The sequence below is a fragment of the Herbaspirillum rhizosphaerae genome, assembly GCF_046025915.1.
Lineage (GTDB): Bacteria > Pseudomonadota > Gammaproteobacteria > Burkholderiales > Burkholderiaceae_D > Herbaspirillum > Herbaspirillum rhizosphaerae_A.
The window spans coordinates 400,349-413,137 of sequence record NZ_JAQQFR010000001.1 but is presented as its reverse complement, the minus strand read 5'-3'; the positions used below and the strand labels follow the sequence as shown (position 1 = coordinate 413,137).

Here is a 12,789-nt window from a genome sequence, read left to right as displayed (position 1 = left end):
CTTTTTTCTCTTCTTTCCCGATCTAAAACCTAAAAAACGAAAATCGATTCGGATAGTTGGAAAACGCTCTACCCATCATTTCAAAGAAATCGCATCAGGCACATCCAACACCAGGTCGGATTCTGCAACAGCGACACAAGGCAAGAGGTAACCCTCAGCTTTTTCTTCGCGGGTGAGTCCAGGCCAATCGATCTGATAACTGATTTGTCCGCTTTTTAACAAACACAGACAAGTCCGACATGTTCCATTACGGCAAGAACTCGGCATGCGGATGTACGCATGCTGTGCTGAAGTGAGCAAAGACAAAGCCGGCTTCGCGATAAATTCCAATCCTGAGGGCTCGATGAGCACCTTGTAGGCATTTTTTGGGTGTTGGTCGTCCATGGGCATCAATTGGTTTGTTTTTGCTGTGGCGACGTCTTGGAGGTCGTTCTCGAGGAAATCAAGGCGCCGTGATGAAAATGGAGCAGTTTCAGCATCGATCACTCGATCAATCACTCGATCAATCAGAAGATTCGTTCTGAAAAACCGATTTTCAGACCATTTTCAAGCTCACCTGTGGATAAGTCTCTGCATATCTCGTGTGCGAAATGGGGATAGGTCAAAAGTTCTTCACATGTCTATTTTCTATCCAACATCTGTTCTTTCGCTATACAAGACTTGCCAAGCGGTTATGAATTTCGTAAACCCCTGATTTGATGTTGGTTTACCGGGTTATCCACAGAAAAGTGTCCCTGTTAACTACTACTACTATTTATATATATAACCTATTAATTTAAAAACCAAATCACGTCATTTTCCGAAAACCCTCAAAAAAATTACTTCAAGACAAGCTCGTTCAAGACCAGACATCCTGCAACATGGCGAACACGGCACTGATAGCAGGTTCATTCTTACGTTTCTCAAGAGAAATAAAAGAGAGCTCGGTCGACAGATCAACTGCATCGGCAATCACCAGTCCATGCGCATGCGCCTGACTAAGGGCAATCGACTCGCGTGCGAGCGACAAGCCGACACCGGATTTCACCAGGTCCAACATTGAAGATTCCTGATCGACCAGAGCGACGGCATTGGGCGTGAGCTTGTATTGAGAAAAAACCCTGTTTAGCAGACGGTGATGCGCAGACTCCGGCGGCGTCCAGATCCAGGGGAGTTGCGCCAAGTCTTTCCATCCTTTGCCCGCCACCCGGCTTTTCCAACCTGCCGGTGCAATGACGTTGTAAGTAAAGTGCGTCAACGTCAGGCTGTGGAAGCCTTTGCCCGGCGAGCCAAGGAAAAAGCCGATATCTAGCTCCCCAGCTTTGACTTGCTGAAGCACTGATCCCGACATATGGTGTTGAAGACGTGTGGATAGTTGGGGATAACGCTCCACCAGCAGCTTGAGGAAGGCGCCAAGACGGATGAATTCCGGATCGAGGATGGTGCCGATGGCCAAGGTGCCGGTCAGATTGCCTGCGCTGGTATGCAAGGCATTGGCATGTTGATGGAATTCTTGCAGGGTGTGCAAAACCCGTTCCGCGACCGGGAGGAGTTTGCTGCCTTCATTGGTAAGTTTCATGCCGGCGCTGGTGCGTGTGAACAGCGTCAGATCGAGTCTTTCCTGCAGCAGTTTGATTTGCAGGCTGACAGCCGGTTGCGTGACGTGGAGGGTTTCTGCTGCGCGGGTCAGATTTCCTTCACGGGCAACGGCGATAAAAGCGCGTAATTGTGTGAAATCCATGGTTAATTTTAATTAAAAGTGCTCATCTACTAAATCTGTAGATTTTCAACAACTTGTTGATTATCAGTTATTTTTATATTGCTCTTGATAATAACTGATTGGATTCATTTCATTCGAGCCTATATTCTTCCAAAAACAAGTAAATAGGCCAATTTCAGCAATCTCCATACCAAAATATTCATTGATCACCAAAGGGATACTTATGACTGCCGCATCATCGACCATTCAGCATTACATCAACGGCCGCATCACCCCGTCCGAAAGCGGCCGTCAACAAGACGTCTTTAACCCGGCAACCGGCGAGGTATCGGGCAAGGTGGTGCTGGCATCGACAGCCGAAGTCAATGCTGCCGTCGCCGCCGCCAGCGCCGCAGCGCCGGCCTGGGCTGAGACAGCCCCGCTGAAGCGCGCACGCGTGCTGTTTAAGTTCAAGGAATTGATCGAGCAGCATCATGACGATCTGGCTGCGGCAATCACGCGTGAACATGGCAAAGTGTTTTCCGATGCCAAGGGTGAAGTGACGCGTGGTCTGGAAATCGTTGAATTCGCCTGCGGTGTCCCGCAATTGCTGAAGACACAGTTCACCGACAACATCGGTGGCGGCATCGACAACTGGAATCTGCGTCAGCCGCTGGGTGTGACTGCGGGTATTACGCCATTCAATTTTCCGGTGATGGTGCCGCTGTGGATGGCGCCAATGGCGATAGCAACCGGCAACAGCTTTATCCTGAAGCCGTCCGAACGTGATCCATCGCCGTCGTTGATGATGGCGGATCTGTTCAAGCGCGCCGGCCTGCCGGATGGCGTGTTCAATGTCGTCCAGGGCGACAAGGTTGCGGTCGATGCGCTGTTGCAGCATCCGGATGTGCAGGCGATCTCGTTCGTCGGTTCAACGCCGATTGCGGAATACATCTACAGCGAAGCCACCAAGCGTGCCGGCACCTATCCGTTACGTGCGCAAGCCTTGGGCGGCGCCAAGAATCATTTGGTGGTGATGCCGGATGCCAATCTGGAACAAGCGGTCGATGCATTGATCGGGGCTGCTTACGGTTCTGCCGGCGAGCGTTGCATGGCGATTTCGGTGGCGGTGGCAGTCGGCAGCGTGGCTGACAAGCTGGTCGAAGCACTGATCCCTCGCGTGAAGGCATTGAAGATCAAGAACGGCATGGAATCCGATGCCGAAATGGGTCCGCTGGTGACTGCTGCGCACAAAGCCAAGGTTGAAGGTTATATCGATGATGGCGTGAAGGCTGGCGCCAAGTTGTTGGTGGACGGTCGTGGTATTAGCGTGCCGGGTCATGAAAATGGCTTCTTCGTCGGTGGCACCTTGTTCGACAATGTCACGCCGGACATGAAGATCTACAAGGAAGAAATTTTCGGACCGGTGCTGTGCGTAGTGCGTGTGCCGGACTTTGCCGAAGCGGTGCGCCTGATCAATGCCCATGAATACGGCAACGGCGTGTCGCTGTTCACGGCCGACGGCAATACGGCGCATGAATTCTCGCGCCGCATCCAGGTCGGCATGGTCGGTATCAATGTACCGATTCCTGTGCCGATGGCCTGGCATTCTTTCGGCGGCTGGAAGCGTTCGCTGTTCGGCGATACGCATGCATATGGTGAAGAGGGCATCAAGTTCTACACACGATATAAGTCAATCATGCAGCGCTGGTCGGCTACTATCGGTAAGGGCGCGGAATTTACGATGCCGGTAGCGAAGTAATCGGAGACGATTGCAATCACTACTTACTGTCGTCCCAGCGAACGCTGGGATCCAGTGTCGTATTGCCGGTTATGCGTAAAGCTATACGACTGAAGCGATACGACGCTTGGTCCTGACTTTCGTCAGGACGACTGAGTTAAATGGTGTCAGATAAAAAATAACGGAGACAGAAGCATGGAGTCAGCAGGTAAATACGATTACATCATCGTTGGCGGCGGCACGGCTGGTTGTGTGCTGGCCAACCGGCTCAGCCAGGATCGCGGCGTGAAGGTGCTGCTGATCGAGGCGGGCGCCAAGGATGATTACCTGTGGATTCACATTCCGGTCGGCTATCTGTATTGCATCAACAATCCACGCACCGATTGGCTGTATCGCACGGAAGCGGATGTCGGTCTCAATGGCCGCAGTCTGATTTATCCGCGCGGCAAAGTATTGGGCGGCTGCTCGTCGATCAACGGCATGATTTACATGCGCGGTCAGGAACGTGACTACAACGAGTGGGCGCAACTGAGCGGCGACGACAGCTGGCGCTGGGATCAGGTGCTGCCGTTGTTCAAGAAGAGCGAAGATCACTATAGAGGCGGCGATCAGTTTCACGGGACAGGCGGTGAGTGGCGCGTGGAAAAGCAGCGTTTGTCGTGGGAAATCCTTGACGCTTTCCGCGATGCTGCTGCAGAAGTCGGTATTCCCAAAATCGATGACTTCAATCGTGGCGACAACGAAGGCAGCTCTTACTTCGATGTGAATCAAAAGCGCGGCATACGCTGGAATGCTTCCAAGGCATTTTTGAAACCAGCGATGAAAAGCGGCAATCTGGAAATCATGACTGGCTCGCACGTCAAACGGTTGCGCATCGAACAGGGTGAAAATGGGCCAGTCTGCGTCGGCGTTGAATTCACCGGCGGCGGCAAGGAATGGTATGCCGAATCGGCATGTGAAACGATTCTGGCTGCCGGCGCGGTCGGCTCGCCACACATCTTGCAGTTGTCGGGCATTGGACCGGCGAACTTGCTGCAGCAGCATCAGATTCCGGTAGTGAAAGATTTGGCGGGTGTCGGCGAAAACCTGCAAGATCATCTGCAGATCCGTACCGCATTCAAGGTCAAGGGCGTGAAGACCCTCAACATGATGGCCAACAACTGGTTCGGCAAAATGAAGATCGGTATGGAATACGCCTTGTTCCAGAGCGGGCCGATGTCAATGGCGCCGTCGCAGCTGGGCGTATTTGCGAAATCCGATGCATCACAAACCAGCGCCAATCTCGAATATCACGTGCAGCCTCTGTCACTGGAAAAATTCGGCGATCCGCTCCATCCTTTCCCGGCATTTACGGCGAGCGTCTGTAATTTGCGACCGACCTCGCGTGGACATATTCGCCTCGGTTCCGGCGACGGTGCGTTGGCGCCGAAGATCACTCTGAATTACCTCAGCACCGAACAAGACCGCAAGGTCGCGGCGGATTCGCTCAAACTCACGCGCAAGATCGCCGCAGCGCCGGCATTGCGAAAGTATCAACCGGATGAATGCAAGCCCGGGGTGGAATACCAGTCTGAGGAAGAGTTATACAAAGCCGCCGGCGAAATCGGCACAACCATCTTCCATCCGGTCGGCACCTGCAAGATGGGGCGCGCGGACGATGCACTGGCCGTGGTCGACAGCGAATTGCGCGTGCGCGGCGTCGCCGGACTGCGCGTGGTAGACGCTTCCGTGATGCCGACAATCACCTCCGGCAATACCAATTCTCCCACTGTGATGATTGCTGAAAAGACAGCAGAACTGATCAGAAAAGCTCGCAAAAACTAAATAGTTCCGGCTTTGCCCGATACGGTACTTATACGTATTGTAGTAATGGTACGACTCGGCTACTATGCGCCAGATATTAAAAAAATAAGACTCTCGCACAAGGCCTGAAAGACAGGTATTCAGGCCCTAAAAAGAGTAGTTGCCGATGTCAGAAGCGTCGCGTAACTTACTAGGCGGCCATGCAGTTATAAATACGCATGGTATTCACGGGAAGAATGAGAAGAGACACTATGACAGATGTCATTCTGGAGACAAAAAACCTGACGAAGGAATTCAAGGGTTTTACAGCAGTCAGCAAAGTTAACCTGCAAGTTCAGCGCGGGCATATCCATGCGCTGATCGGCCCGAATGGCGCCGGCAAGACGACTTGCTTCAATTTACTGACCAAATTCCTGGTGCCGACTTCGGGCCAGATTCTATTCAATGGCAAGGACATCACGATGCATGCGCCGGCGCAGATTGCACGCCAGGGCATTATTCGTTCCTTCCAGATTTCTGCCGTGTTTCCTCACCTGAGCGTGATGGAAAACGTGCGCATCGGCTTGCAACGCACTTTGGGTACTTCCTTCCATTTCTGGAAGAACGGCGATAGCCTGAAGCAACTCAATGATCGCGCCATGGTCTTGCTCGACGAAGTCGACCTGACCAGCTTTGCCGACACCATCACCGTCGATTTGCCCTATGGCCGCAAGCGCGCGCTGGAGATCGCAACGACGCTGGCGATGGAACCGGAACTGATGCTGCTCGATGAGCCGACTCAGGGTATGGGCCACGAAGACGTCGATCGCGTGACTGCGTTGATCAAGAAGGTCTCGGCCGGCCGCACCATTCTGATGGTCGAACATAATATGAACGTGATCTCCGGCATTTGCGACCGCATCAGCGTGTTGCAACGCGGTGCAGTGCTGGCCGAAGGCACGTATGACCAGGTATCGAAGAACCCGCAAGTGATGGAAGCCTATATGGGCACGACATCAGGCGCGCTGGAAGGAGCTCACTGATGAACACGGCAACCATGCAACAAGGCAGTGTGACATCGATGGGTAACGGTATACCTGCGCTGGCGATTTCCGACCTGCAAGCCTGGTATGGCGAATCGCACATCCTGCACAACGTCAACCTGACTGTGAACAAGGGCGAAGTGGTCACGTTGCTGGGCCGCAACGGCGCCGGTCGCACGACGACTTTGCGTTCCATCATGGGCCTGGTCGGTGCACGCAAGGGATCGATCAAGATCAACGGCAATGAAACCATCGCCATGCCGACCCACAAGATCGCGCATCAAGGCGTTGGCTATTGCCCGGAAGAGCGGGGCATCTTTTCGTCGTTGTCGGCGGAAGAAAACCTGATGCTGCCGCCGTTCGTGTCGAAGACCGACAAAGGCATGTCGATTGAAGAGATCTACGACATGTTCCCGAATCTGAAAGAGCGCCGCAACAGCCAGGGCACACGCTTGTCCGGCGGCGAACAGCAAATGCTGGCGGTGGCGCGCATCCTGCGCACCGGTGCACGCCTGTTGTTGCTCGACGAAATTTCCGAAGGCCTGGCACCGGTCATCGTGCAAGCACTCGCGCGCATGATCCTGATGCTCAAGTCCAAGGGTTACACCATCGTGATGGTGGAACAGAATTTCCGTTTTGCGGCGCCGCTGGCGGACCGTTTCTATGTGATGGAACACGGTCAGATCGTTGAGTCGTTTGCGGCTGCAGAATTGCAATCGAAGACGCAGAAGCTGAACGAATTGCTAGGCGTTTAAGTTCGGACGATTCTGACAGTTCGGCTTCTTATTGCAGCAACACGGATTCTGAAGAATCAGCTTAAAGAGTCACCTTAATCGGCAAGTCATAAAAATAATGCACCATGAGTTTCATCGGTGCAAAGGGTAGGCACGTAGTCGGTGGCGCAATGCGCAACCAATAAGTTACGTAACAACTTCAGCAACAACTTCAGGTAGCAAGCGAACGTTATAACAAAGGAGATGGAAATGAAATTGAAGACAATGTCACTCGCCGTATCGACTGCGGCAGCAGCGTTCGCTTTGGCAGCATCGGCGCCGGCTTCGGCGCAGATCTCCGGCGACGTGATCAAGATCGGTTTCATCACCGATATTTCCGGCGTCTATTCGGATATCGACGGCCAGGGCGGCGCAGAAGCGATCAAGTTCGCTATCGCCGACATGGGCGGTGCGATCAACGGCAAGAAGATCGAACTGGTCGTTGCCGATCACCAAAACAAGGCTGACGTTGCCGCCAGCAAATCGCGCGAATGGTTCGACCAACAGGGCGTTGACGTCCTGATCGGCGGCACCAATTCCGGTACAGCCCTGGCGATGGCGAAAGTTGCCAACGAAAAGAAAAAGGTCTTCATTGAAAACGGCGCCGGTTCGGCTCGCCTGACCAATGAAGAATGCTCGCCTTACACCGTTCACTACGCTTACGACACTGTTGCGCTGGCCAAGGGCACAGGCTCCGCAGTCGTCAAGCAAGGCGGCAAGAGCTGGTTCTTCCTGACAGCCGACTACGCGTTTGGTCATTCACTGGAAAGCGACACCAGCAACGTCGTCAAGGCATCGGGCGGTACGGTTGTGGGTTCGGTCAAGCATCCTCTGGGCGCATCTGACTTCTCGTCTTTCCTGCTGCAAGCACAAACTTCCAAGGCACAGATCATCGGCTTGGCAAACGCCGGTGGCGACTTCATCAATTCGGTGAAGGCAGCCAACGAATTCGGTATCACCAAGACAGCCAAGCTGGCCGGCCTGCTGGTGTTCATCAACGACGTGCACTCGCTGACGCCGAAGCTGACCCAGGGCATGTACCTGACTGACAGCTGGTACTGGGATACCAACGACGAGACCCGCAAGTTCGCCAAGCGCTACTTCGAAAAACAAAAGAAGATGCCTTCGAGCCTGCAAGCCGCAGACTACTCCGCCGCGCTGCAATACCTGCAAGCGGTGAAGGCTGCCGGTACGGATGATTCGGACAAGGTCATGGCGCAACTGCGCAAGACCAAGTTCAACGACGTGTTCCAGAAGAATGGTTACCTGCGCGCCGACGGCCGCGTGGTCCACGATATGTACTTGTACCAGGTCAAGACACCGGCCGAATCCAAGTACCCATGGGACTACTACAAGCTGGTGCAAACCATTCCTGGCGAACAGGCATGGACCACCAAGGCTGAATCCAAGTGCTCCGCCTGGAAATAAGTCTTCGGTAAATCTGGTTAATAAACGCAATTTGAGATCTGTCATTTCTGTTCAATCAGGAATGACAGATTTTTCATATTGCCCACGTTGCACTTGATAAGCCGGGCATGAGTTGAAACGCATGGTGCGTCCAGACGACATCCGGTCAATCAGAATGAATGAGTTTCTATGGAATTATTCGGCATACCCCTGCAAGCCTTGTTGAGCCAGCTGCTGCTGGGCCTCGTGAACGGCTCGTTCTACGCGATGCTGTCGCTGGGACTGGCGGTCATTTTCGGCCTGCTCAACGTGATCAACTTTGCACACGGCACCTTGTACATGCTCGGCGCGTTCGCTGCATGGATCGGGCTGACCTACTTCGGGATCAATTACTGGCTGATGCTGATTCTGGCGCCGCTGATCGTGGGCCTGTTCGGCATCATCATTGAAAAGACCATGCTGCGCTGGCTCTACAAGCTGGATCACCTGTACGGTCTGTTGCTGACGTTCGGTATCACGCTGATGGTCGAAGGCATCTTCCGTTCGATCTACGGCGTGTCGGGACAGCCGTATTCGGTCCCTGACGCGTTGCAAGGCGCAACCAACCTCGGATTCATGGTGCTGCCAAATTATCGCGCCTGGGTCGTTCTGGCGTCTGTGGTGGTGTGTTTCTCGACCTGGTTCGTGATCGAGAAGACGCGTCTGGGTGCTTACCTGCGTGCCGGTACCGAGAATCCAAAGCTGGTGGAAGCCTTCGGTATCAACGTGCCGCTGATGGTGACCCTGACCTACGGCTTCGGCGTGGCACTGGCAGCGTTTGCCGGCGTGCTGGCTGCACCGGTGATTCAGGTGTCGCCGCTGATGGGTTCCAATCTGATCATCGTCGTATTTGCGGTGGTGGTGATCGGCGGCATGGGTTCCATCCTCGGCTCCATCGTCACCGGTCTGGGCCTGGGCGTGGTCGAAGGTCTGACCCGCGTGTTCTATCCTGAATTGTCGGCAACCGTTGTGTTCATCATCATGGCCATCGTCCTGATGATTCGTCCTGCCGGTCTGTTCGGTAAAGAGAAATAAGGCGACGACATGACTAATGCGATGAATAATCCAATGAGCAAGAAACTCTTTTACGCCGTGTTGCTGATCCTGGCACTGGCGGCACCGTTCGGTCTGTATCCGGTGTTCCTGATGAAGATGCTGTGCTTCGCCTTGTTTGCCTGCGCCTTCAATTTGCTGATCGGTTACACCGGCTTGCTGTCCTTCGGTCACGCGGCGTTCTTCGGCGGCGCCGGTTATGTTGCCGGCCAGGCGATCAAGGCCTGGGGTCTGCCGACTGAAATCGGCCTGATCCTCGGCACCGCCACCGGCGCATTGATCGGTCTGGTGATGGGCCTGCTGGCGATTCGCCGTCAGGGCATCTACTTCACCATGATCACGCTGGCGCTGGCGCAGATGTTGTACTTCGTTGCGTTGCAAGCGCCGTTCACCGGCGGTGAAGACGGTCTGCAAGGCATCCCGCGCGGCAAGCTGCTGGGCTTTATCGATCTGTCGAGCGACATGACCTTGTACTACGTCGTGCTGGCGATCGCGATTGCCGGTTTTGCGCTGATCGTACGCACCATCAGCTCGCCGTTCGGCCAAGTGCTGAAAGCGATCAAGGAAAACGAACCGCGCGCCATCTCGCTGGGCTATGACGTTGACCGCTACAAGCTGCTGGCCTTCGTGCTGTCGGCTGCGCTGACAGGTCTGGCGGGCTCGACCAAGGCACTGGTGCTGGGCTTCGAAACGCTGACCGACGTGCACTGGAGCATGTCGGGCCTGGTCGTGCTGATGACGCTGGTTGGCGGTCTGGGTACCGTCATTGGTCCTATCGTCGGTGCGGTGATCATCATCATGCTGGAAAACAAGCTTGGCGATATCGGCAACTGGCTCGCCAGCGTGACGCATATCGAGTGGTTCAATACCTTGGGCGATTCGGTGACCATCGTGACCGGTTTCATCTTCATCGTCTGCGTGCTGGCTTTCCGCCGCGGCATCGTTGGTGAGATCCTGAACCTGATGGGCAAGCGTTCGCCGACTGCATCACACTAAGTTGCTCAGGCCGGCTTGCCGGTCGGGGTCACTGCTGTAATCACTGCCGCCGCACAGTTCAGACTGTCCGGCGGCAGTTTTCATTTCACGCCGGCCGGTTTGCTTGTACAGTGTCGCCACGCGCAATCATGCAGCAAATGTATTCCGGAGAATTGAATGGCAGTGCCCCAGACCGACGAGCAGATAGAGATTTTGAAGTGCCACGCCCAGATCGTTATGATCGAGGCGGTTGCCGGCTCGGGTAAAACCACGACGCTGGCGATGCTGGTGAAGCAGGCACTGACAAGAGGACTCGGTGCGCATCAGATTCAATGCCTGTGTTTTTCGGAAGGGGCCAACAAGCGCTTCCGCGAAAAACTGTACGAAGAGGGCGTGACCAGACCGGTGCCGCTGAATACCGTGGAAGCCTACGCGCGCGAGTGCCTGGCCCAACTGGGTGAGGGATTGGCCCTGGAAAGGACGCGCTACTATTCCTCGGATGAAGAACTGCGCCCGCATCTGGTCGCAGCTGCCAATAGCGTATTGGCGCGCTATGAAGGAAGAGCAGGGCGGGTCGACAATGGTTTCGATTTTTCCTTCGAAAAAAATAGCGCCAATGCCGAGGAAATGTTCTCGCTGCTATATCGCTTCAAGGCGAGTCTGGCCTCGCATCGCTTCCATGACGAAGAGCTCGATTACGACGATCTGGATCAGTTGGCGACACAGTTCGGCACCCAGATCGAAGCCGTTGAAATCGGCATCGCCTTTGAACGGCAGCGGCAAACCTATCCTGGTGAATACAAATGGCGCAGCGCTGCCGATCTGGTGCCGGATCTGGTTGAGTTGCTGAGCAGCCATCCGTCTGCGTTGGAGATCCTTCCTGTCAAAAGCTTGTATCTGATCGATGAATGGCACGACATCAATGCGGCTGAATTCCGGCTGCTTCAATTGTTGCTAAGGGGAAATAAGTTGGTTGCGGTCGGCGACCGTTATCAAATTATCAACTCTGCGCGTGGTGCGGATATCGTTTATTCGACCGCTGGTTTTGAGATGGCCTTCCCGAATGCACAGTATCTGCCGCTGGGAAAATCCTATCGTTTTGGGAGCTCGCTCTCCAAGTTGGCACAGCGCTTGACCGCGCGCAAGTGTGCCTCGCATGAAGATCTGTATACCGAAATCAAGCGGGTGACTTATGACCCGACGCAATCCGGCGATTGCGCCGCGAAGGTGACGCAACAGGTGCAAGCCCTGGTGAAGGCGAGGGCGGACACGCGCTACTCTGATATTGCGATCATCGTGCGTGAGCCAGATCAGACCATCGAGATTGAAAATCTGCTGCTCGATCAAAACATCCCGTACTACTGCGACGACATTGAGTCTTATCTTCACCGTCCCGAAATTCTCATGCTGCGTGGTCTGCTGCACATGGCGAGCAATTCGTTCGCGACACTGCAAGGCGACAAGGAAAGTATCAAGCGCATGGTCATGGGGTTTTCCCTGTATCTGCCGGTGGGGGAGTCGTCCGAAAACTGGGAACGCGGTTACTTCGCCGAAGGCACCTGGTTCGAAGAAGCGCAAAGGATGATTGCCGAGCAGCCGAACGCGCTCAAGGATTTTTTTGAAGCTGTGCTCTGCAAACCGCGCGATACCGACGACGACATGGTGCTGCGCTGGAAGCAGCGATTCACGGATGTCGTGGAAGAATTGCAAAAGCTCAATAAGGAGAACTCGGCCGCGGAGTTGCTCAACTTCGCCAATCGCCATCTGTCATTGGTCGACGCCACCAGCCGGGCCTTCATCAATCGCAGTCGGGCAACGTCGGCCGCCAAGTCGATCCAGACCTTCATCGCCTTTGCGTCACGTCACCCGGAGATGAACGCGGCGGACTTTCTCGCCGAGTTGCATCGCCGCCAGCAAAAAGTCAGCAAGAACCGGAGCGCGATTCAGTCGCGCCGACAATTGACGCTGACGACCATCCAGGCAGCAAAAGGGCGGCAGTGGCCACACGTGCTGGTGCCTTATCTGCAGCAGCATGAATTTCCACGGCTGCGCGATATCGCCGAAGAGGTGCGCCATTTTTATGTCGCCATGACCCGCGCCATCTCCAGTCTGTCCTTGTTTGAACCCGATGATGAACACGCGGAGCAACGCAGTGTTTTGATGAATCGCGTGCGCAAGTAAAGGCTCTCGCCTCGCAGCTGTTGGGCATGTTATAGGTCTGGAGAAGCCTGCTTCACAGGAGTAAAATGCTTGTCGCTCTGACAGTACCGCCGCTCGCTTCGCGGTAGATGCCGGGGC

Annotated in this window: 10 protein-coding genes; 8 read left to right on the top strand and 2 right to left on the bottom strand. The window is 54.6% G+C overall.

Going from position 1 to position 12,789, the window contains the following annotated elements:
* Nucleotides 1-75: 75 nt before the first annotated feature.
* Both PQR63_RS01900 and PQR63_RS01895 read right to left on the bottom strand, forming a co-directional pair.
* Nucleotides 76-384, bottom strand: coding sequence for a 2Fe-2S iron-sulfur cluster-binding protein (locus tag PQR63_RS01900; RefSeq protein WP_408165368.1), 309 nt, complete (start codon nt 382-384; stop codon nt 76-78).
* A 454-nt stretch (nt 385-838) separates the two neighbouring features.
* Entirely contained in the window at nt 839-1,720 is an 882-nt protein-coding gene (locus PQR63_RS01895) for a LysR family transcriptional regulator (protein ID WP_408165143.1), read from the bottom strand.
* A gap of 202 nt (nt 1,721-1,922) precedes the next feature.
* On the opposite strand from PQR63_RS01895, the gene PQR63_RS01890 reads away from it, so the two are divergent.
* From PQR63_RS01890 to PQR63_RS01855, 8 genes are all read left to right on the top strand, one after another.
* Nucleotides 1,923-3,440: a CoA-acylating methylmalonate-semialdehyde dehydrogenase gene (locus PQR63_RS01890; RefSeq protein WP_408165141.1), complete on the top strand. Its 1,518-nt coding sequence runs from the start codon at nt 1,923-1,925 to the stop codon at nt 3,438-3,440.
* Nucleotides 3,441-3,614: 174 nt separating this feature from the next.
* A complete protein-coding gene (locus PQR63_RS01885; protein ID WP_408165140.1) occupies nt 3,615-5,243 on the top strand; it encodes a GMC family oxidoreductase in 1,629 nt (542 codons plus the stop codon).
* Nucleotides 5,244-5,473: 230 nt separating this feature from the next.
* Nucleotides 5,474-6,244 carry an ABC transporter ATP-binding protein gene (locus tag PQR63_RS01880; RefSeq protein WP_408165138.1) on the top strand — a complete coding sequence of 257 codons (771 nt, stop codon included), beginning with the start codon at nt 5,474-5,476 and terminating at the stop codon, nt 6,242-6,244.
* Complete coding sequence (locus PQR63_RS01875; RefSeq protein WP_408165136.1) at nt 6,244-6,999, top strand: ABC transporter ATP-binding protein; 756 nt, start codon at nt 6,244-6,246, stop codon at nt 6,997-6,999. The genes PQR63_RS01880 and PQR63_RS01875 overlap by 1 nt, the downstream gene beginning before the upstream one ends.
* Nucleotides 7,000-7,227: 228 nt before the next feature.
* Nucleotides 7,228-8,445 carry an ABC transporter substrate-binding protein gene (locus PQR63_RS01870; protein WP_408165134.1) on the top strand — a complete coding sequence of 406 codons (1,218 nt, stop codon included), beginning with the start codon at nt 7,228-7,230 and terminating at the stop codon, nt 8,443-8,445.
* A gap of 168 nt (nt 8,446-8,613) precedes the next feature.
* A complete protein-coding gene (locus PQR63_RS01865) occupies nt 8,614-9,498 on the top strand; it encodes a branched-chain amino acid ABC transporter permease (RefSeq protein ID WP_050479122.1) in 885 nt (294 codons plus the stop codon).
* Between the two features lie 33 nt (nt 9,499-9,531).
* Complete coding sequence (locus PQR63_RS01860; protein WP_408165132.1) at nt 9,532-10,512, top strand: branched-chain amino acid ABC transporter permease; 981 nt, start codon at nt 9,532-9,534, stop codon at nt 10,510-10,512.
* Nucleotides 10,513-10,668: 156 nt separating this feature from the next.
* Nucleotides 10,669-12,672 carry a 3'-5' exonuclease gene (locus PQR63_RS01855; protein WP_408165130.1) on the top strand — a complete coding sequence of 668 codons (2,004 nt, stop codon included), beginning with the start codon at nt 10,669-10,671 and terminating at the stop codon, nt 12,670-12,672.
* The last annotated feature ends 117 nt before the right edge of the window (nt 12,673-12,789 follow it).

Excerpts from the sequence above, each read along its gene's own strand:
- PQR63_RS01900 (WP_408165368.1), bottom strand. The coding sequence starts at position 384 with ATGGACGACCAACACCCAAAAAATGCCTACAAGGTGCTCATCGAGCCC.
- PQR63_RS01895 (WP_408165143.1), bottom strand. The coding sequence starts at position 1,720 with ATGGATTTCACACAATTACGCGCTTTTATCGCCGTTGCCCGTGAAGGA.
- PQR63_RS01890 (WP_408165141.1), top strand. The coding sequence starts at position 1,923 with ATGACTGCCGCATCATCGACCATTCAGCATTACATCAACGGCCGCATC.
- PQR63_RS01885 (WP_408165140.1), top strand. The coding sequence starts at position 3,615 with ATGGAGTCAGCAGGTAAATACGATTACATCATCGTTGGCGGCGGCACG.
- PQR63_RS01880 (WP_408165138.1), top strand. The coding sequence starts at position 5,474 with ATGACAGATGTCATTCTGGAGACAAAAAACCTGACGAAGGAATTCAAG.
- PQR63_RS01875 (WP_408165136.1), top strand. The coding sequence starts at position 6,244 with ATGAACACGGCAACCATGCAACAAGGCAGTGTGACATCGATGGGTAAC.
- PQR63_RS01870 (WP_408165134.1), top strand. The coding sequence starts at position 7,228 with ATGAAATTGAAGACAATGTCACTCGCCGTATCGACTGCGGCAGCAGCG.
- PQR63_RS01865 (WP_050479122.1), top strand. The coding sequence starts at position 8,614 with ATGGAATTATTCGGCATACCCCTGCAAGCCTTGTTGAGCCAGCTGCTG.
- PQR63_RS01860 (WP_408165132.1), top strand. The coding sequence starts at position 9,532 with ATGAGCAAGAAACTCTTTTACGCCGTGTTGCTGATCCTGGCACTGGCG.
- PQR63_RS01855 (WP_408165130.1), top strand. The coding sequence starts at position 10,669 with ATGGCAGTGCCCCAGACCGACGAGCAGATAGAGATTTTGAAGTGCCAC.